Source organism: Mesorhizobium sp. CA5, from assembly GCF_020165105.1.
Classification (GTDB): Bacteria; Pseudomonadota; Alphaproteobacteria; order Rhizobiales; family Rhizobiaceae; genus Mesorhizobium.
Genome location: NZ_JAIUHJ010000016.1, coordinates 132,533 through 151,180, shown reverse-complemented (window position 1 = coordinate 151,180; position 18,648 = coordinate 132,533). Strand labels below are relative to the sequence as shown.

Below are 18,648 nucleotides of genomic sequence, written 5' to 3'. Positions count from 1 at the left end.
CCTAACGCCTGCGGCGAGGCTTCATGCCGCCTCGGGCAGCTCGCGGTCGAGAATCGAACGATTGCGGCCGCGGTTCTTGGCTTCGTAAAGCCTGCGGTCGGCGGCGCGCATCAAATCCGAAATGGTCGCACTCTCGCCGCAGCAGACCCCGCCGATCGAAACCGTGAGCGGCACGGTCCGCTCGTCGACCGGGCGGAAACGGATCAGCTCGACCTCGCGGCGGATGCGTTCGGCGATATGCTTGGCTTCCGGTTCGCTGGCGCCAACCAGGAAAGCCGCGAATTCCTCGCCGCCTATGCGGCCGAGCAGGTCGCCGCTGCGAATGCCGCGTTCGATGGCGCCGGCGATCAAAAGCAGCGCTTCGTCTCCGGTCAGATGACCATAACTGTCATTGATCCTCTTGAAGTGATCGGCGTCGATGATGAGCAGCGCGCCGCGATCGCTCTTGCGCCGCGAACCGTCGAGCGCGGCGAAAAAGGTCTCGCGGTTGAGCATGCCGGTCATGTCGTCCCGGCTTGCCTTTTCCGACAGGCGCCTGTGCGCCGCCGCGAGCTGCGCATGCGCCCGGGCAAGCTCGCGATGAGCATTCTGCAACCGATCGCTCTGCCAGAAGCTGCTGGCGCTGGCGGCCCAGGCGAGCACGAGCGGGCAAACCGTCGACGCCAGCCAGACCGTGCGGCTCATCGGAAAGCCCATCGCCGGCATCACAATCAGCGTCAACAACAGCGAGGCAGCGACCGAAGCGAACGCCACGGCAGCGGCCCTCAAAAATATGCGACTCATCACTTGCTCCCAAGGGTCAGCTTGTGTGCCAGCAAGCGTTAAAGGCGACCTTTCCAGGACTTTTAAAATTTGAAGCGAGGCGCCATTTTCACATTTCGTGACGCGCATAAGTTGTGGATAAATCCAGCGCCGGCATGCCATAAGAAATCCATGACAACGACACCCGATCCCGCCCGCTTCGCCCATGTCACGGACTGGGTGTTCGACCTCGACAACACGCTCTATCCGCATCACTCGAATCTTTTTGCGCAGATCGACGTGAAGATGACCGCCTATGTCGGGGAGCTGCTGACGCTTTCGCGCGACGACGCGCGCAAACTGCAGAAGGAGCTCTACCTGGAATACGGCACGACGCTGAACGGGTTGATGAAGCGGCACGGCATCGATCCCGACGATTTCCTCGAGAAGGTGCACGACATCGACTATTCGCGGCTGGTGCCGGATCCGGTGCTGGGCGCGGCGATCCGCCAGCTTCCCGGGCGCAAGTTCATCTTCACCAATGGCGACCGCAGGCACGCCGAACGCACCGCGCGCCAGCTCGGCATACTGGAACATTTCGACGCCATCTTCGACATCGTCGCGGCGGGGCTGAACCCCAAACCGGAGCGCCAGACCTATGAGCGTTTTGCCGAATTGCACTCGGTGACCGGGCACAATGCGGTGATGTTCGAGGATCTGGCGCGCAATCTGGCCGTGCCGAAAACGCTCGGCATGACGACCGTGCTGGTGGTGCCGCGCAATTTCGAGCCGACCTTCTCGGAGATCTGGGAACGCGACCCCGCAAACGAGGACGACGTCGATTTCGTCACCGACGACCTCGCGGGTTTCCTGACCGCGATCGTCGACGTCGTAGCCTAACGATGTTTGCATAGGCATGCCTTGGCGATTGGCCGAAACGCCCATCGCGATCGTCATCCACGGGCGGAGCAAGGAGCGAAGCGACGCGCGCAGACCCGAGGATCCATTCCGTGACGTATGAGCGCTGCCGCAGAATTCTGCTCCGCTGCACTCTTTGATCAGGGTCACGGAATGGATTCCAGGGTCTCCGCGACGCCGCTTCGCGGCTGCTCCGCCCTGGAATGACGAGGTTCGGGCGACTTCAGCCAATCGCCGGCGTTTGCGCTGATTTCGGAAATGGGCGGTGAATATCTGGCCTAGGCCTGCGACCTTGTATCGAAGACCTAGGGCCGTTTCACGGAAACGGCGAAACGCAATTCCGGGCGGAAGACCGCTGCGCACTTTTCCCGGAATTGCTCTAGTCGAAGTCCGGAATCGTGCCGGGCGGCAGTCCCAGTCGGCCGTTCAGCTCCTTCAAAAACCGGCACAGGTCCGGATTGCCTGCTGCTCTCGTACTATTGCCATTACCGTCCGACGCATAGCCATTGCCGTGGCCATTGCCGCAATTGGCGTTGCCGTTGAAGCTGCCGCCATTGAAGTTGCCGCTGAAACTTCCAGCATTGCCGTTGCCGTTGAAATTGCCGCTGTTGCCATTGCCGTTGAAGTTGCCGGAATTTCCGTTGCCGTTGAAATTTCCGGTATTGCCAAGACCGTTGGCGATACCGGCCCCGATTGGAAGGTCGGCAATCCTGACCAGTGTCGAGCCGTCGGCGGCCAGGAACGCGGCAAGCAGCGTGCCCAGCGCGAGGCCGTTGCCGTCAAGCAGCCTCGCCGCCACCCGGCGCCTGCGAGGCCGGGTGGATGAGCTCAAGCCGGTCATCAGCGGTTTCCCCGGCCGTTGGAGTTGCCGTTGAAGGCGCCGACATTGCCGTTTCCGTTGAAGTTGCCGCCGTTGAAGTTGCCATTGCCGGCACCGATGTTGCTGTTGCCGTTATATTGGCCGGTGTTGGAGTTGCCGTTGAAGGCGCCAATGTTGCCGTTGCCGCTTGTCGGCGAGGTGTTGTTGTTGCCGTTGAAAGCGCCGACATTGCCGGTGCCGCTGTTGAAGGCGCCGACATTGCCCGTACCGCTGTTCTTGTAGCCGACATTGCCGCCGAAATTGCCGAGCGGGTTCATGCCCCTGACGTTCGCGCCGATGGATTGGCCGTATTTGCCGACCGCTCCCTGGACGGCCGACATGCCGAAGGCCTGGCTGCCCGTCGTGGTGTCAGCCTTCGCCGCGGTTGCGCTCAACAACCCCAGGCATAGCGCCGGTATGACGTAGCGTTTCATCTGCGAGCTCCTTCCATGGCTTAGCTTTTGAAATTGGGATCTGTTGCAAAAAGGATTGGGCGAAAAGGACTGGGACCGTCGGCGACATGTCGCGGTAGCCTTGCGCGGGGGACGGGCGCTTGGCTCGACGGTCCCAGAGCCATCAGCGTCTTTCCAAACTGAAGTTTGGCGACGCCGGCGGTTGGGCGGGGCTAGTGGTTCCCGTTGCCGTTTCCGTTGCCGTTGCCGACACCGGCGTTGCCGTTGCCGTTGGCGCTTCCGTTTCCGATGCCCCAGTTCCCGTTGCCGTTCAGGTTGCCGTTGCCGAGGCCGAAATTGCCGTTGCCGTTGCCGTTGCCGTTGGCGGCGCCGGCATTGAGGTTGCCGTTATAGTTGCCGTTGAAGGCGCCCATATTGGCGTTGCCGTTCCCGTTGCCGTTGCCGAAGCCGAAATTGCCGTTGCCGTTGAAGTTGCCATTGAAGGCGCCGGTGTTGGCGTTGCCGTTGCCATTGCCGTTGCCGACGCCAACATTGCCGTTGCCGTTGCCGTTGCCGCTACCGACCGAAAATGCGGATGCCGAACCGGTCAGAGCCGACAGCACGGCCGCGGCCAGGATGATCTTTCTCATGACGTTCTCCTTGGTTGGTGTTGAGCTTCCCGGCCAGCTCAAGATGACCGGGAGGACGCCCTAAGGATGCACGCGGAAATAGCGCCCATGAATTCGGGCTGATCGGCAGGTGCGGCCGGTTTTTCTGCTGACCCCCGTGTCAGGAAAAGTTGAAGCAATCAGGAAAAAACTGACAGGCATAAAGGCGTATGCCGGGTGTATATTGCGCACAGCATCAACCCTTGCGCCTCTTCTCGCGGGCGCGGCGTTGACGGTGGAGGGTGGCATCGACACCGGCAAAGGTGAAAGCTCGGGAAAGCGCCGTGGTCTGGCGCGGCATCTGGTTGCCGTGCAGGAAGAGCAGCGCCTGCGCCTGTCGCGCGAGCTGCATGACGATCTTGGCCAGCTGCTCGCCAGCGTCGCGCTCGAATTGCACATCGTTCGCGCCGGCTCGCCGGAGATGGACGCCCGCCTCGAGCGCGCCGCGATGCTTATCGACCAGCTGAGCGCCAGGGTGCATGACGCCGCCTGGAGCCTGCGACCCGCAGACCTCGATCGCCAAGGACTCAGAGCTTCGGTCGAGGACCTGGCCACCATGCTTTGCGGTCAACTTGGCATTGCATGCGAGATGGATGTTGAAGCCCTGTCGAGCCCGCCGCCTGCCGAGATCGCGCTCACTTTGTACCGCATTGCGCAGGAAGCGCTCACCAATATCGGCAAGCATGCCGCGCCGAGCCGCGTAAGCGTCACGGCGCACATCCAGGACGATCGGATACGCCTGACGATCGAGGATGACGGCCGCGGCTTCGACGCCAGCGCCGAACCGGGTCCGGGCCATTTGGGCCTTGCCGGAATGAGGGAGCGGCTGGCGCTGGTCGGTGGCAAATTGTCGGTTGAAACCGCCAGGGGCAAGGGGACCACCATTTACGCCGATGTGCCTCTGGCCTGCTGATCGGCGGTCCGGCCGACAAGACGCGAACAAGTCTGAAATGGCATCTTCGGCGTCAGGTGGGGTTACGTGAAGCGCTGCACATCCCGGACATTAGCGGTGGCTTACAGTCCGGCTTCATTGGGTTAGGCGGGGGATGGCTTACCCGTTGCGGCCGTTCAGGCCGCCAGAACAGACGGGCGTCCCGCGCCAGGCGGGCCAGTTGCCTAGACCATCAAGGACAAGAGGACCCTTTCCGCGTGACAGGGCCTTTGGCAGACTGATGGAGGTTAAGGTGTGCTGCAGGCGCATATTCGTGGTCGATGACCATCCGATCATCCTGTCGGGGGTCGGCGCGATGATCGACAGCCAGGACGATCTGACGATCGTCGGACTGGCCGGAAACGCCGAGGATGCTCTTGAAGGGATCGGCAAGACGTTACCCGATGTCGCCGTGGTCGACATATCGCTTCCCGGCGTCAACGGGGTCACGCTGATCGAACGGCTTGGCGAACGCTTTCCCGAGGTCAGCTGCATAGCGCTGACGGCGCATGAGGACCCAGGCTGCCTGCGCCAGGTGCTTGCGGCCGGCGGCCGCGGCTTCGTGGTCAAGCGGTCGACGGCGACGGACCTGCTGCAGGCCATCCGCTGCGTATTGGCCGGCGACAACTATGTCGATCCGGCGCTCGCCGCGCGTATATTGAGCCCGCGCGGCGCCACCCAGGGCGATCCCGGCAATCTCAGCGAGCGGGAACGGTCGGTCATCCAGCTGGTGGCGCTCGGCTACAGCAACAAGGAAATCTCGTCCCGGCTCAACCTCAGCATAAAGACGATCGAGACCTACCGCACCAGGGCAACCGAGAAGCTCGCGCTGCACTCACGGGCGGCCATCGTGCGTTTCGCGCACTCGAATGGCTGGCTGGTCGAGCTGCCGGTGTAGGCAGACCGGCAGGTTTGTTTTGCCGCCCTTGCCGCCCTTAAAGCTTGTAGAAGCGGCGGATGATCTCCCAGGCCTCTTCGGCCGTGTCGACGAAATCGATGATGTCCTGGTCGCCGGGCGAGATCGTGCCCTGCTCGGCGAGGAAATCGAGATCGATCGCCTTTTGCCAGAACGCCTTGCCGAACAGGATGACCGGGACGCGCTCCATGCGTCCCGTCTGGATGAGTGTCAGCGTCTCGAAGAACTCGTCCATCGTGCCGAAGCCGCCCGGAAACACCGCGACCGCCTTGGCGCGCATGACGAAATGCATCTTGCGGACGGCGAAGTAGTGGAAGTTGAAGCACAGCTCCGGCGTGACATAGGCGTTGGGCGCCTGCTCGTGCGGCAATACGATGTTCAAGCCGATCGACGGCGCGCCGACATCGTCGGCGCCGCGGTTGCCGGCCTCCATGACGCCGGGCCCGCCGCCGGTGACGACGACATATTCACGATAATAGGAGGTGGCCGACTGCTGCGAGCACAGACGCGCGAATCTGCGGGCTTCCTCGTAATATTTGCTGTTCGCCTCGAGGTTCTTCTTCTGCGTCTCGTTCTTGGCCGCCCAGGCTTCGCCGCCGGGTTCCGGCAGGCGGGCGCCGCCGAACAGGATGACCGTCGAATGAATGCCGCGTTCGGCCAGTATCATTTCCGGCTTCAGGAGCTCGAGCTGCAGCCGCACGGCGCGCAATTCGCGACGCGTCATGAACTCGGGATCGTTCCAGGCCAGCCGGTAGGTCTCGGCACGCGTCTGCGGGGTATCCGGCACGCCTTTCGAGCGCTCCAGATCCTCGTCCGAATGCGGCAGCGGCGTCCACCCTGCCTTTTCCATGGGAGTCATCGAATCCACCCGTCCAATTCCTTCACTTGCGCCGTCCCGTGCCGCAGGCGCGATTGACCCCCATTGAGCCTTAACATAGGGTCCGCGCGACTTTTAAACAGGTTAAGGCGTGGCCCCTTAACAGCTTGGTAATGGAGCGAAATCATGTCGAAGCCCGATCTGGCGAGCCTCGAAAGAACCATCGAGAAGGCCTTCGAGGAGCGCGACGCGATCTCGACCGCGACGCGCGGCGAGACGCGCGACGCCATCCAGTCGGCGCTCGACCTGCTCGACCGCGGCGTCGCCCGCGTCGCCGAACGGCAGGACGACGGCAAGTGGCACGTCAACCAGTGGCTGAAGAAGGCGGTGCTGCTCTCCTTCCGGCTGAACCCGATGGAGATCATCAAGGGCGGTCCCGGCCAGGCGGTGTGGTGGGACAAGGTGCCGTCCAAGTTCGACGGCTGGAGCGCCGTCGACTTCGAGAAGGCAGGCTTCCGCGCCGTGCCGTCCTCGATCGTGCGCCGCTCGGCCTATGTCGCGCCGGGCGCCGTGCTGATGCCGTCCTTCGTCAATGTCGGGGCCTATGTCGATACCGGCACCATGGTCGACACCTGGGCTTCGGTCGGCTCCTGCGCCCAGATCGGCAAGAACGTGCATCTTTCCGGCGGCGTCGGCATCGGCGGCGTGCTGGAGCCGATGCAGGCCGGCCCGACCATCATCGAGGACAATTGCTTTATCGGCGCCCGCTCCGAAGTGGTCGAAGGCTGCATCGTGCGCGAAGGCTCGGTGCTCGGCATGGGCGTGTTCATCGGCCAGTCGACCAAGATCGTCGACCGCGCCACCGGCGAGGTCTTTTACGGCGAGGTGCCGCCGAACTCGGTGGTCGTCGCCGGATCGCTGCCCGGCAAGCCGCTGCCCAATGGCGAGCCGGGCCCGAGCCTCTACTGCGCCGTCATCGTCAAGCGCGTCGACGCCAAGACCCGGTCGAAGACCTCGATCAACGAATTGCTGCGCGATTGATCCTCCACGACGGAGCGGACGTCATTGGCTGAACGATCGCAATTCCTCTGGCTGTTCTTCAGCCTTTCGGGGCGGCTGAGCCCGGTCGCCTATGCGCTGGCCGGGATTTTGCTGGTCCTTGTCCAGTTTTTTCCGTTCTACCAGTTCGCGCGGGTGGAGCTGAACACGACCGCCAGCCAGAACTGGGCCATGATATGCTGGGGCGTGTTGCTGATCTCGGCCTGGGCCACGTTCGCGGTGACGGCGAAGCGCTTTCATGATTTCGGCAAGCCGACCTATTTTGCGCTGATCTCGCTCATCATCGGTCCCATCCTGCTCATCATCCTTTCCTGTTTCCGCAGCGATCCCGGACCGAACCGCTACGGCAGGCGCACCAACGCGCCGGGCGATAGCTGAGGTCGCATGCGCTATCGCACGCTCGACCCGGCGCGGATCATCGAGACTGCGCAAAGGCTCGAGGAGCGCGTTGCGGAGCGTTTCCCGGAAAGGGGCCTGCGCGCCGTTGCCGGCGAACTGGTGTCGCTGTCGCGCGACCTCGCCAAGGCCGCCAGGGAACTGGAAGCGCCGATCTGGTGGCTGCGCGGCGTTATCGTCGCGGCCTTCGTCGCCGGCGTGGCGATGTTCCTGTTCGTCGGCACCATTCTGCCGCTCGACCGCATTTCGGGCGCCGACGATGCCGTGCAGTCGATGCAAGGCATCGAGGCGACGATCAACACGGTCATCCTCGCCGCGCTCGGGCTGCTGGCGCTGATCCGCGCCGAGGAGCGGATCAAGCGCAAGAAGGTTTTCCGGCAGCTGTACGGGCTGCGCTCGCTGATCCATGTCATCGACATGCATCAATTGACCAAGGATCCGGCGACCTTGTCGGCCGATTTCAAGCCGACCTCGCACTCGCCCGCCCGCATCACCGATGCGGGCGACCTGGCGCGCTATCTCGACTATTGCTCCGAAATGCTGTCGATCGCCGGCAAGGTCGCGGCGCTGTTCGCGCAATCGGTCAATGACGATGTTGTCGTCAACGCCGTCAACGATATCGAGAATCTTAGCTCCAACCTGTCGCGCAAGATCTGGCAGAAGATCACGCTGATCGAGGACCGCCGCCGACCGCTTCCGGCCCGAGCCCGGGCGGACCGCGCTTTTCCGCTTCCGCCTGACGCACCAGCGCGGTGACGCGTTCGTTGATCGGCGTCGGGGTGCCCGTTTGCCCGGCCAGGCGAATGACGGCGCCCTGCAATTCGTCGATCTCGGTCGGGCGGCCGCGTTTCAGGTCGTCCCACATCGACGAGCGCGCCTGAGGGTCGATCGCAAGCATGCGGCGAGCCAGAAGCCCGAACAGCCAGTCGGGCAGCCGCAGCACTTTCGGCAGCAGCGACGGCGGCAGGCCGGTGATGCGCGCAGGTGCTATGCCCGCCGCCCACATCGCGGCGAGCGCTTCATCGATCTGGCCGGCCAGGATGACGCGCCAGCTTCGGTCGGCCAATTGCTTCGCCAGCGGCAGATCGGAAAGCGCGACGAGGGCATTGTTGAGGTTCATCAGCAATTTGCCCCACTGCACCGCCTTCATGTCGGCGCGCGCTTCGACGGCAAGCCCGTCGACGTCGAGCAGATCGACGAGGCCGGCGACGCCGTCGTCGATCATCACCTCGCCCTGACTGGCGCGATGCGCACGCAACGGCGCCTCGCCATCGGGCGACAGGACGACGTTGAACATCACCATGCCGGTCAGCACCCGCCGTCCAGGAAGCGCGGCGCGCAACCTGTCCGCGTTGTCGACGCCGTTCTGCAGGCTGACCACCACGGCATCAGCGCGCGCGTGGGCGGCGACCAGCCCGGCCATCTCCTCGGTTGCGCCGCTCTTCACCGTCACCAGGATGACATCCGCATCGGGGAGCGCTGCCGCCGGATCGTCGGTGGCCGAAATCGCTTGCGCTTCGATGCGGCGTTCGCGGCCGTCAAGATCGCTGACGCGCAGCCCGCTTTCGCGCATGGCCGCGACGACACGGCCGCGGCCGAGGAAGACGACCTTGCGTCCGGCGAGCGCCAGGCAGCCGCCGACATAGCAGCCGATGCTGCCGGCGCCGGCTATTGCGATCGTCCTCGTGTCACGGGCCATGCACTCGTCCTCGCTTGGCCGCCACCTTACTATTGGGCATGTCGTTCTCCCAGAACTGCCGCACACTTGCGGGCGACATGCATTTACCGTCATGAAAACCATATTGTCGGCGGCATGAGCGGCGATCATCTGCCACCGTGACACGACAAACGCTTTCGACTATCGCTTTGCCCATGACATTGCCTACCGATCCCGCCGCGAATCTTGCCGCCCTGATCCGCTGCCCGTCCGTGACGCCCGCCGAGGGTGGCGCGCTTGCGGCCCTTGAAGACATGCTGAAGCCGCTCGGCTTTTCGGTCGAGCGTCCAATCTTCTCTGAAGACGGCACGCCGGATATCGAAAATCTCTATGCGCGGCGCTCGGGCAACGGCCCGCATCTGATGTTTGCCGGCCATACCGATGTGGTGCCGGTGGGCGACGAGGCGGCCTGGACGCATCCGCCCTTCGCCGCCGAAATCGCCAATGGCGAGATGTACGGCCGCGGCGCCGTCGACATGAAGGGCGGCATCGCCTGCTTTATCGCCGCGGTTGCGCGCCATGTCGCGCAGAATGGCGGCCCGAAAGGCTCGGTGTCGCTGCTGATCACCGGCGACGAGGAAGGTCCGGCCATCAACGGCACCACCAAGCTGCTCGACTGGGCAGCGGCCAAGGGCGAGAAGTGGGACGCCTCGATCGTCGGCGAGCCGACCAATCCCGATGCGCTCGGCGACATGATCAAGATAGGCCGGCGCGGCTCGCTGTCAGGCAGCGTGACCGTCAACGGACGCCAGGGCCATGCCGCCTATCCGCAGCTTGCCGACAATCCGGTGCGTGGCCTGATGAGCCTGGTCGACGCGCTGCTCCATCCGGTGTTCGACAAGGGCACGAAGGATTTCCAGCCGACCAACCTCGAAGTGACGTCGATCGATGTCGGCAATGCGGCGACCAACGTCATCCCGGCGAAGGCGACGGCCATTTTCAACATCCGCTTCAACGACACCTGGGACGCCGAATCGGTCCAGGCCGAGATCCACAACCGGCTCGACCAGGCCGCCGGGCGCAAGAAATACCGGCCGGGCAAGAAGGCGCCGGTCGACTACGAGCTTGTCTGGCGCGACCGGCCGAGCCATGTCTTCCTCACCCGCGACGACAAGCTGATCGATACGCTGAGCGGTTCGGTCAAGGCGGTGGTCGGCAAGAGGCCGGCGCTCTCCACCTCCGGCGGCACGTCGGACGCGCGCTTCATCAAGGATTATTGCCCGGTGGTCGAGTTCGGGCTGGTCGGCAAGACCATGCATATGGTGGACGAGCGCGTCGCGCTTGCCGACCTCGAGACGCTGACGCAAATCTACGAACGCTTTATCGAAGACTGGTTCGGACAAGGCCCTTCGTGACCATGCTTTCGGCAGATGAAACCTATGCTTCGCTGGCCGGCGCCTGGCGGCTGATGTTCGGCAAGGCTGATGGCCTGCGCCTGCTCGACCTTTCGGCCGACGGTTTCTGGAATTCCTTCTTTGCCATCGTCGTGGCGGCGCCGGCGCTGATCGTCGGCTGGGTCGGGATAGCCAATGAGGTCGGCGACCCCGATGCCTTCGCCGGGCGCCTCGGCATGCTGATAAGGCTGGCGACCGTCGATATCGGCTCCTGGGTGCTGCCGCTGGTGGCGCTTGCGCTGGTGGCGCCCCGCGCCGGCATCGGCGGCCGCTTCGTCCACTATGTCGTTGCGTCCAACTGGGCGTCGGCAATCATCGCCTGGCTGATGCTGCCCTCGGCGCTGCTCAGGCTGCTCCTGCCTTCCGCCAGCGAGGTCAGCAGTCTCGTGTCGCTGGCGCTGTTCGCCCTGTCGATGGTGCTGACCTGGCGCATGACTAATACAACCATCGGCAAAGGCGCCGCGGTGGGCACGGCCGTGTTCATCGGCATGTTCGTTGCCTCGCTGCTGGTCCTGTTCGGCCTGCAGGCGCTGCTCGGCATCGACATACCGGACGGTACGACGGGTTGACGTTGCAGCGGGGGCGGCTGTTTCCAGAACAGTCGCTTCGGATTTGAATCCACCCCTCGTTTTTCACCATTCAAAGTCAGCGCTGCCCATCACCTGCCTGCCGGCATCCTCTCCCCGTATAGTGACGGGGAGAGGGGCGCTGTCATCCGCGGCTTCGCCAATCGCTAACGGTGCAGGAAGGAAGCCGGCGCTGCGGCCAGCCCCTTCTCCCCGTCACTATACGGGGAGAAGTGCCCGGCAGGGCGATGAGGGGCAGCGCCGACGCCGACAATTCCCGTCTCCAGCACAAGTTCGAAGCTGAAACAATTGCCTCGCGTCATTGGCAGACTGAGAGGCTTTCACTTGGCCGTCTCTGTCTCCGGGTAATCCACCCCAACGAGAAACAGCCCATCCGGCGGCGCTACCTGGCCGCAGGCGGCGCGATCGCGCGCTTCGAGCGCCGCCTTGAGATCGGCGGCGCGCCAGGAGCCGTCGCCGACGCGCTTCAGCGAGCCGACCATAGAGCGAACCTGGTTGTGCAGAAAAGAGCGCGCCGAGCTGCGCAGCTCGATGAAGTCTCCATCGCGGCTGACGTCGAGGCGGTCAAGCGTGCGGACCGGGCTTTCGGCCTGGCACTGGGTTGAGCGGAAGGTGGTGAAGTCATGCTTTCCGAGCAGCACCTTGGCCGCCTCATGCATGGCCTCGGCGTCGAGCCGCTTCGGCACCCACCAGACCTTGCCCTTTTCCAGCGCCGCCGGCGCCCGGCGGTTGAGGATGCGATAAAGATAATGCCGGCCGGTGGCGGAAAACCGCGCGTCGAAACCGTCGGCGACGACGGCGGCCTTCAGAATGGCGACACGCGTGCCGGCCGCATGCAGATGCGCGTTGACGGCGTCGCGCACCTTGTCGCCCGACCACGCTTTGGCCAGGTCGACATGGGCGACCTGCGCAGTGGCGTGCACGCCGGCATCAGTGCGGCCGGCGGCACGTATTCTTACCTCTTCGCCGCAGAACTTCTCGATCGCCTGCTCGATCGCCTGCTGCACCGAGGGCTGGTCGGCCTGATGCTGCCAGCCGGCGAATTGGCTGCCGTCATACTCGATGTCGAGCCGAAAACGCGGCATGTCCTGCGGCGCTTGCCGCTCGCCTAGGCGGCTAAAGCGGTAAAGGCGGAAGCGTAGACCAGCCTGCCGGTCTCGGGCGCGTCGCCCCAGGCCAGCGCCTGCAGCGCCTCGCCCTGGTACTCGCTCTCGAATCCTGCGGCGCGGGCATGGCTGTAGCCGAAGCGGCCATAATAGACCGGATCGCCCAGCACCACGGCCAGCATCTCGCCGGCTTCCTTGAGGCGGACATGCGCCTCGCGGATCAGCGCGCCGCCGATGCCGGTACCGTGGAACGACGGCTCGACCGCCAGCGGCGCCAGCGCAACGGCGGCGAACTGCTTGGTGCCGTTCTGAACGAACAGTCGCGAGAAAAGAATATGGCCGACGACCTGCCCGTCTTCCTCTGCAACCAGCTCGACGACAGCATCGCCGCCGGTGACAAGCGCGTCGACCAGGCCGGCTTCCGCCTGCTGGCCAAAGGCATGTTCTTCGACGAGGCGGATCGCCTCGCGATCCCGCGGCGTCGCCGCGCGTATCGACATCATGCTCATGTGAGTTTCGTTCCTTTTTCGATCTTGGCTCCGCGCAAAAACTCCTGCGCAGTGGCAGGCTTTCCGCCCGCCCGTTGAACTTCGACCAGCCTGACCGCGCCTGTCCCGCAGGCGACCGTCAGCCCGTCATCGAGAATTCCTCCCGACTCGCCGACGCCATCCGAGAGCGTCGAGCGAAGCAGTTTCAGCCGCTCCATGCGGCCGCCAATGTCGACCTCGCACCACGCGCCCGGAAAGGGCGAGAGGCCGCGAATGTGATTGTGGACTTCGCCAGAAGGCCGCGTCCAGTCTACGCGTGTCTCCGATTTATCGATCTTTCGGGCGTAGGTCACCCCTGCCGTTGCCTGTTGGGTAAATGTCAGACAATTTATCCCCAACTGCGCAAGCGCCTCAACCATCAGCGAAGCGCCTTGAATCATCAGTCGGTCATGCAATTCGCCGGCTGTCATGTCGGGCGCGATGGCGACTTTTTCAACCATTGCCACCGGCCCGGTGTCCAGACCCTCTTCCATCTTCATGACCATCATGCCGGTCTCGGTATCGCCGGCCATGATGGCGCGCTGGATGGGAGCAGCACCACGCCAGCGTGGCAAAAGCGAGGCATGGCCGTTGAGGCAGCCCAGCCTTGGCGCGTCCAGAACGGCCTTTGGCAGCAGCAGGCCGTAGGCGACGACCACGGCGACATCGGCCTGCAGGGCTGCGAAAGCCTGCTGCTCGGCCTCGCTTTTCAGCGACGTCGGCGTCCGAATGTCGAGCCCCAGCCGCTCCGCCTCGCGCTGCACCGGCGAGGGCGTCAGCTCCAGCCCGCGCCGGCCGGCGGCGCGCGGCGGCTGGGTGTAGACGGCCGCGATCTCGTGGCCGGCCTCGGCGATGGCGCGCAAGGTCGGCACGGAAAAATCCGGCGTGCCCATGAAGATGACGCGAAGCGGCATGACGGATGTGCTCCTCTTCCTACCGCCCGCTTTGGCGCTTGCTTTCGCGAATCTCGATCAATCGTCGAAATCGCGGCCGAAATCGCGCTTCCTCTGAGCCTCGATCTCATTCATCATATCGGCAAATTCGTCGCTGATCGCGTCTTCAGACACGAATGCGCTGCGGATCGCATCCCATGTGGAGACTTGTGGCTTTGGGCCAGGTTCAGGAATGTTGCTGATCGGGGTGTCGCCCATCGAAACCTTCGACTGATATCATGATCCAGGGTTCTTTCAGGCGCGGAAAGGCGTCGCCTAGCCCACCATCTTGCCCGGCGCCTTGTCCTTGGCGAGCTTCTTGAACTTCCGCACCACCATGTCGCGCTTGAGCTTCGAGATGTGGTCGATGAACAAAACGCCGTTGAGATGGTCCATCTCGTGCTGCAGGCAGGTGGCCATCAGGCCTTCCGCCTGCATCTCCTGCAGCTTGCCGTCGCGGTCGAGATACTTCACCCGCACCGAAGCCGGGCGCTCGACCTCGGCGTAATAGTCGGGGATCGACAGGCAGCCTTCCTCATAGACGGACCGCTGGTCGGAACTTTCGAGCACTTCCGGATTGACGAAGACATGCGGCTGAGGCTCCTCGCCTTCCTTGGCAAGGTCTATGACCAGCAGCCGCCGCGGCTCGCCGACCTGGATCGCCGCGAGGCCGATGCCCGGCGCGTCATACATGGTCTCCAGCATGTCGTCGGCGAGCTTGCGCAAATCGGCATCGACGCGCTCGACCGGCTTGGAAACCTGGCGCAGGACGGGATCGGGAAGGATGATGAGCGGCTTGATCGACATGGCGTCTCACCTAAGACCTCGCTTGAAAAGCGTCAACCGGGGCATCTTTGACCTGTTCACGTTTTGATCTGTGCCAGGAGGCCGAATCGGTTATGCTGCCCAAATGAACGACATGACCTCCGTCCTTTCCGAGCCCATCGCGCGGCTTGGCGCCACGACCGTGACGCTTGGCCAGGCGCTGGCTTTCGGCGCGATCCTTCTGCTTGCGCTGTCCGTGGCGCTCGTCGTCGCCTTGTGGCGCGCGGCCGGGGCACGCGCGGCGGCGGCCGCCGAAGCCGCCGACCATGCCCGCGATGCTGAGGCGAGGATGGCCGACATCATGCAAGCGCAGGCAGAGATGCAGGGGCGCATGGGGGCGATCGCCGAGGTGTTCGGGGCGCGGCAGGCCGAGCTCACCCAGTCGCTCGGACAACGGCTCGACGCCATGACCGGGCGCCTCGGCCAGACCATGGCCGAGCAGACCAGGTCGACGCATGAGAGCCTGGCCAAGCTGCAGGAGCGGCTGGCGGTGATCGACACCGCGCAAGGCAACATCCAGTCCTTGGCCGGCCAGGTCGTGCAGCTGCAGGCTATCCTCTCCAACAAGCAGACGCGCGGCGCCTTCGGCCAGTCGCGGATGGAAGCGATCGTCGCCGACGGCCTTCCGCACGGCGCCTACGAGTTCCAGGCCAGTCTCTCCAACGGCAGCCGGCCCGATTGCCTGGTGCGGATGCCCAACGGCGCGCCGTCACTCGCCATCGACGCCAAGTTTCCGCTGGAGGCGTGGAACGCCATCCGCGCCGCCGAGGGCGAGAACATGCAGAAGGCGGCGGCGCAGGCTTTCCGGCGCGACATCGAGGTGCATATCCGCGATATCGCCGAAAAATATCTGATCCAGGGCGAGACACAGGACACCGCCTTCATGTTCGTGCCGTCGGAATCGGTGTTCGCCGAGATCCACGAGAATTTCGAGGCGGTGGTGCAGAAGGCGCATCGCGCTCGCGTCGTCATCGTCTCGCCCTCGCTGCTGATGCTGTCGATCCAGGTGATCCAGGCGATCCTCAAGGACGCGCGCATGCGCGAGCAGGCGCATCTGATCCAGGGCGAGGTCATCCGCCTGATGGAGGATGTGGCGCGGGTCGACGAGCGGGTACGTCGGCTGCAGACACATTTCGGCCAGGCGGCGCGCGACATCGACGACATCCTGGTGTCGACGTCGAAGGTGACCAAGCGCGGCCAGAAGATCGAGGCGCTGGAATTCGCGGAAGGCGAGACCGAGGCCGCGCGAAGCGCAGCGCCAAAAGCCGAAGGCGGTTCGCGGGTAGCGGACTCCAAGACGGGTCAGCTCAGGCTGCGCGTCGTCGAGGGCGACGAGTAGTCGCTCGACGCCGATGTTGGAACGACCGATTCTTCCTTCGCTGGCGAGGTCGCATCCCTTGGAGATTGTCTGGAACGCCGATCACTTGCATGCCATGAGGCTAACGCATTGAGACGGCTAAGAATTTTGCTCCGCCGAGCCCCTCATATCGGTCACGGCATGGATCTTCGGGTCATGCCCGAGGATGACGAAGGCGCGAAACAGTCAGCCAATCGCCGAGGCTTCCGTCAACGGGCCGATCCGACAGTGCTACTGCTCCTCGATGGTCGCCATGCCTTCAAACTCCGGCAGCCAATGCAACGCCGAGCGGTGCCAGACTTGTCTTCTCGGCACCAGTTGGTCGCGCTGGCGCGCCGTGCCCACCCTAATGCCATAGATTTTCGGTCCATCGCCAACCGACGTCGCATAAAGATGCGATCCGCATTCGCCGCAAAACCCCTGCGCGCGCTTGGCCCCGCTGGATCCGGTCTTGATATAGACTTTCGGTGTGCCCTTGGTAATCCGGTAATGCTCTTCCGGCGCGCCGACGGTCACGCGAAAGGCTGTGCCGGTCAGCTGCTGGCAGTCGGTGCAGTGGCAGATCGAGGTCTTTTCCGGATCGACCTCCGCCTCATAGGCGATCGCGCCGCAATGGCATCCGCCGTCGATCTTCATAGGCCTTCCTCCTGACAAGTTCGCGCTGTCAAAATCTATCCCTCCTCCGAGGCCTCGGCCATGGCCTTGCGCCGCCGCTCCCATGTGCCAGTTGCCTGCGGCTTGACGAAGAGCCTCGATATTTGCGGCATTTCCTTCTTGAGCCTGGCTTCCAGGCGCTCGACGCAGGCCTCGATATCGGGCGCGCTGAGATGATCCTCGAATTCGATGCTCAAGCCCGCGACGATTTCCTCCGGCCCGATATGGACGCTCAGGATTCCGTTCGCGCGCTGCACCGCCGGATCGTCCTGGACGATCGCCAGCACCTTCTTCTGCACTTCGGATGAGGCAGGTTCGCCAAGCAGCAGCCCTTTGCTCTCGCGCGCCAGGAAGATGGCGGTCGCGCCGAGGATGATGGCGATGCCGATCGAGCCGAGGCCGTCGAGCTCGGGGATTTTGAGAAGCTGGGCCGACAGGATGCCGGCGAAAGCGACTGCCAGCCCGAGCAGCGCGGCGCTGTCCTCGAACAGCACCGTGTAGACGCTGGGATCCTTGCTCGATTGCACGGCCTGCAGCCAGCCTTGCTTGCCCTTCTGCTGCCGGAACTCCTTCAGCGCTAACAGCCATGAGCTGCCTTCGAAGACGAAGGAGAGGGCAAGCACGATGTAGTTGACCTTGGCGTTGACGAACGGCTCGGGCGCCATGATGTGGATGACGCCTTCATAGAAGGAAATGCCGGCGCCGAGCGCGAACACCAGAAGCGCCACGATAAAGCTCCAGAAATAGAGCTCGCGTCCGTGGCCGAGCGGATGGGTGCGGTCGGGCGGCCGTGCGGCGCGGCGCATGCCGTGGAGGAGCAGCGCGCCGTTGCCGGTGTCGACCAGCGAATGCACGCCTTCCGACAGCATGGCGGACGAACCGGTGAGGGCGGCCGCCGCGAATTTGGTCGCCGCGATCGCCAAATTGCCGGCGAGCGCGGCGTAGATCACCCGTCTCGACCCGCTATGTCCTGCCATGCGATCTCCGAGCTGCCCCGCGCCCGAGCCTAGCGGCCCGCCTCACAGACAATGCACCAGCCCGTGCGAGGTTTCGAACCGCGCTGTGCCCGGAAATCGGTTGACAGCCGGTCGACCGGCTTCGCAAAGCAGCACAGCCTCTTGCAGCCGGGCATTTCTCTTGTTTCACTCGCACGTCCACAATCGGAGGAGCGAATCATGGCTAAAGGTGCGATGAAGGCGGGCAAGGAAGCCCGCAAGCCGAAGAAGGACGCCAAGAAGCCCGCCGCGGCCCCGGCTCCGAAGGCGCCGCCGGTCAAGGCGTTGCGTATCAAGGAAAAGTAAGCGGCCGAATTCGGCCGACCCGGCTCAATGCTGACTTTGAACCGGCGGCATGACAATGCTGCCGGTGTTTTGTTGATCGAGGCCACCCCATATCAAAGGGCGAGGACGACCTCGCTTCCCCGAAAACCGGCCGGGACGACCCGCCGCCAAGCATCTCAGGCGATGCTGGAATGACGGAGTGTCTTCGATGTCCTGGATTTTTCTTTTCTTCGCCGGCCTGTTCGAGATCGGCTGGGCCATCGGCCTCAAATATACCGACGGCTTCTCCAAGCCGCTGCCGACCCTTCTCACCATCGCCTCGATGATCGTAAGCCTCGGCCTGCTCGGGCTGGCGCTGAAGACGCTGCCTGTCGGCACGGCCTATGCGGTGTGGACCGGCATCGGCACCGTCGGCACGGCGCTGCTCGGCATCTGGCTGCTCGGCGAGCCGGCGACGATCGTCCGGCTCGCCTGTATCGGCCTGATCGTCTGCGGCATCGTCGGGCTGAAACTGGTCGCCTAGCCTGCTATCCGTAGCACAAACACGTTCAGGGCCGCTTTCGGCGACCCTG

General features: G+C 64.0%; 23 protein-coding genes and 1 pseudogene. 11 read left to right on the top strand and 13 right to left on the bottom strand.

The annotated features are described in order from the left end of the window. Positions 1 to 21: 21 nt before the first annotated feature. Complete coding sequence (locus tag LB529_RS20865) at positions 22 to 783, bottom strand: GGDEF domain-containing protein (RefSeq protein ID WP_224712199.1); 762 nt, start codon at positions 781 to 783, stop codon at positions 22 to 24. A 150-nt stretch (positions 784 to 933) separates the two neighbouring features. On the opposite strand from LB529_RS20865, the gene LB529_RS20860 reads away from it, so the two are divergent. Further along, a complete protein-coding gene (locus tag LB529_RS20860) occupies positions 934 to 1,641 on the top strand; it encodes a pyrimidine 5'-nucleotidase (protein ID WP_140725294.1) in 708 nt (235 codons plus the stop codon). Between the two features lie 397 nt (positions 1,642 to 2,038). Here the strand turns inward: LB529_RS20860 and LB529_RS20855 are convergent, their stop codons facing one another. The 3 genes from LB529_RS20855 to LB529_RS20845 all read right to left on the bottom strand — a co-directional run bounded on the left by LB529_RS20855 (position 2,039) and on the right by LB529_RS20845 (position 3,560). Next, the gene (locus tag LB529_RS20855) at positions 2,039 to 2,500 is read right to left on the bottom strand and encodes a hypothetical protein (RefSeq protein WP_224712191.1); all 462 of its coding nucleotides are present in this window, start codon (positions 2,498 to 2,500) and stop codon (positions 2,039 to 2,041) included. Further along, positions 2,500 to 2,952, bottom strand: a complete 453-nt coding sequence (locus tag LB529_RS20850) for a hypothetical protein (RefSeq protein ID WP_095769486.1) — start codon at positions 2,950 to 2,952, stop codon at positions 2,500 to 2,502. The genes LB529_RS20855 and LB529_RS20850 overlap by 1 nt, the downstream gene beginning before the upstream one ends. A gap of 191 nt (positions 2,953 to 3,143) precedes the next feature. Continuing rightward, positions 3,144 to 3,560 carry a hypothetical protein gene (locus tag LB529_RS20845; RefSeq protein ID WP_176477154.1) on the bottom strand — a complete coding sequence of 139 codons (417 nt, stop codon included), beginning with the start codon at positions 3,558 to 3,560 and terminating at the stop codon, positions 3,144 to 3,146. A gap of 109 nt (positions 3,561 to 3,669) precedes the next feature. On the opposite strand from LB529_RS20845, the gene LB529_RS20840 reads away from it, so the two are divergent. Continuing rightward, positions 3,670 to 4,491, top strand: coding sequence for a sensor histidine kinase (locus tag LB529_RS20840; RefSeq protein WP_224712190.1), 822 nt, complete (start codon positions 3,670 to 3,672; stop codon positions 4,489 to 4,491). A 292-nt stretch (positions 4,492 to 4,783) separates the two neighbouring features. After that, positions 4,784 to 5,407: a response regulator gene (locus tag LB529_RS20835; protein ID WP_246673605.1), complete on the top strand. Its 624-nt coding sequence runs from the start codon at positions 4,784 to 4,786 to the stop codon at positions 5,405 to 5,407. A gap of 37 nt (positions 5,408 to 5,444) precedes the next feature. Here LB529_RS20835 and LB529_RS20830 read toward each other — a convergent pair whose 3' ends face one another. Continuing rightward, complete coding sequence (locus LB529_RS20830; RefSeq protein WP_224712198.1) at positions 5,445 to 6,284, bottom strand: LOG family protein; 840 nt, start codon at positions 6,282 to 6,284, stop codon at positions 5,445 to 5,447. 144 nt (positions 6,285 to 6,428) lie between these two features. Here LB529_RS20830 and dapD point away from each other — a divergent pair, with 144 nt between their 5' ends. From dapD to LB529_RS20815, 3 genes are read left to right on the top strand one after another with little or no spacing between them, the layout of a single operon-like run. Further along, positions 6,429 to 7,283, top strand: coding sequence for a 2,3,4,5-tetrahydropyridine-2,6-dicarboxylate N-succinyltransferase (dapD, locus tag LB529_RS20825; RefSeq protein ID WP_140845325.1), 855 nt, complete (start codon positions 6,429 to 6,431; stop codon positions 7,281 to 7,283). 24 nt (positions 7,284 to 7,307) lie between these two features. After that, complete coding sequence (locus tag LB529_RS20820; RefSeq protein WP_095769482.1) at positions 7,308 to 7,679, top strand: DUF805 domain-containing protein; 372 nt, start codon at positions 7,308 to 7,310, stop codon at positions 7,677 to 7,679. A 6-nt stretch (positions 7,680 to 7,685) separates the two neighbouring features. Beyond that, the gene (locus LB529_RS20815; RefSeq protein WP_224712189.1) at positions 7,686 to 8,453 is read left to right on the top strand and encodes a hypothetical protein; all 768 of its coding nucleotides are present in this window, start codon (positions 7,686 to 7,688) and stop codon (positions 8,451 to 8,453) included. On the opposite strand, the gene LB529_RS20810 is transcribed toward LB529_RS20815, so the two are convergent. Next, entirely contained in the window at positions 8,362 to 9,396 is a 1,035-nt protein-coding gene (locus LB529_RS20810; protein WP_224712188.1) for a 2-dehydropantoate 2-reductase, read from the bottom strand. The genes LB529_RS20815 and LB529_RS20810 overlap by 92 nt on opposite strands. Before the next feature lie 173 nt (positions 9,397 to 9,569). On the opposite strand from LB529_RS20810, the gene dapE reads away from it, so the two are divergent. Next, positions 9,570 to 10,769, top strand: coding sequence for a succinyl-diaminopimelate desuccinylase (gene dapE, locus LB529_RS20805; protein ID WP_224712187.1), 1,200 nt, complete (start codon positions 9,570 to 9,572; stop codon positions 10,767 to 10,769). Between the two features lie 2 nt (positions 10,770 to 10,771). Further along, the gene (locus tag LB529_RS20800; protein ID WP_224709311.1) at positions 10,772 to 11,377 is read left to right on the top strand and encodes a transporter; all 606 of its coding nucleotides are present in this window, start codon (positions 10,772 to 10,774) and stop codon (positions 11,375 to 11,377) included. A gap of 338 nt (positions 11,378 to 11,715) precedes the next feature. On the opposite strand, the gene truA is transcribed toward LB529_RS20800, so the two are convergent. The 5 genes and pseudogenes from truA to def form a co-directional block, all read right to left on the bottom strand. Next, a complete protein-coding gene (gene truA / locus LB529_RS20795) occupies positions 11,716 to 12,480 on the bottom strand; it encodes a tRNA pseudouridine(38-40) synthase TruA (RefSeq protein WP_224712186.1) in 765 nt (254 codons plus the stop codon). Between the two features lie 23 nt (positions 12,481 to 12,503). Continuing rightward, positions 12,504 to 13,010, bottom strand: coding sequence for a GNAT family N-acetyltransferase (locus LB529_RS20790; RefSeq protein ID WP_224712185.1), 507 nt, complete (start codon positions 13,008 to 13,010; stop codon positions 12,504 to 12,506). After that, entirely contained in the window at positions 13,007 to 13,942 is a 936-nt protein-coding gene (gene fmt / locus LB529_RS20785) for a methionyl-tRNA formyltransferase (protein WP_224712184.1), read from the bottom strand. Before fmt ends, LB529_RS20790 begins: the two co-directional genes overlap by 4 nt. Before the next feature lie 57 nt (positions 13,943 to 13,999). After that, positions 14,000 to 14,128 (bottom strand): annotated as a pseudogene (locus tag LB529_RS20780) (plasmid stabilization protein); the annotation flags it as partial. A 108-nt stretch (positions 14,129 to 14,236) separates the two neighbouring features. Next, positions 14,237 to 14,767 carry a peptide deformylase gene (gene def, locus LB529_RS20775; protein WP_224712183.1) on the bottom strand — a complete coding sequence of 177 codons (531 nt, stop codon included), beginning with the start codon at positions 14,765 to 14,767 and terminating at the stop codon, positions 14,237 to 14,239. A gap of 103 nt (positions 14,768 to 14,870) precedes the next feature. On the opposite strand from def, the gene LB529_RS20770 reads away from it, so the two are divergent. Then, on the top strand, positions 14,871 to 16,124 hold the full coding sequence (locus LB529_RS20770) for a DNA recombination protein RmuC (protein ID WP_224712182.1): 1,254 nt from the start codon (positions 14,871 to 14,873) through the stop codon (positions 16,122 to 16,124). A 249-nt stretch (positions 16,125 to 16,373) separates the two neighbouring features. On the opposite strand, the gene LB529_RS20765 is transcribed toward LB529_RS20770, so the two are convergent. Beyond that, positions 16,374 to 16,778 (bottom strand): GFA family protein, encoded by a 405-nt coding sequence (locus tag LB529_RS20765; protein ID WP_140845317.1) that lies wholly within the window; start codon positions 16,776 to 16,778, stop codon positions 16,374 to 16,376. A gap of 35 nt (positions 16,779 to 16,813) precedes the next feature. Then, entirely contained in the window at positions 16,814 to 17,773 is a 960-nt protein-coding gene (locus tag LB529_RS20760) for a cation diffusion facilitator family transporter (protein ID WP_224606653.1), read from the bottom strand. Between the two features lie 198 nt (positions 17,774 to 17,971). On the opposite strand from LB529_RS20760, the gene LB529_RS29045 reads away from it, so the two are divergent. After that, a complete protein-coding gene (locus LB529_RS29045; protein ID WP_095769470.1) occupies positions 17,972 to 18,097 on the top strand; it encodes a hypothetical protein in 126 nt (41 codons plus the stop codon). Positions 18,098 to 18,284: 187 nt separating this feature from the next. Beyond that, positions 18,285 to 18,599 carry a quaternary ammonium compound efflux SMR transporter SugE gene (gene sugE, locus LB529_RS20755; RefSeq protein ID WP_140544826.1) on the top strand — a complete coding sequence of 105 codons (315 nt, stop codon included), beginning with the start codon at positions 18,285 to 18,287 and terminating at the stop codon, positions 18,597 to 18,599. The last annotated feature ends 49 nt before the right edge of the window (positions 18,600 to 18,648 follow it).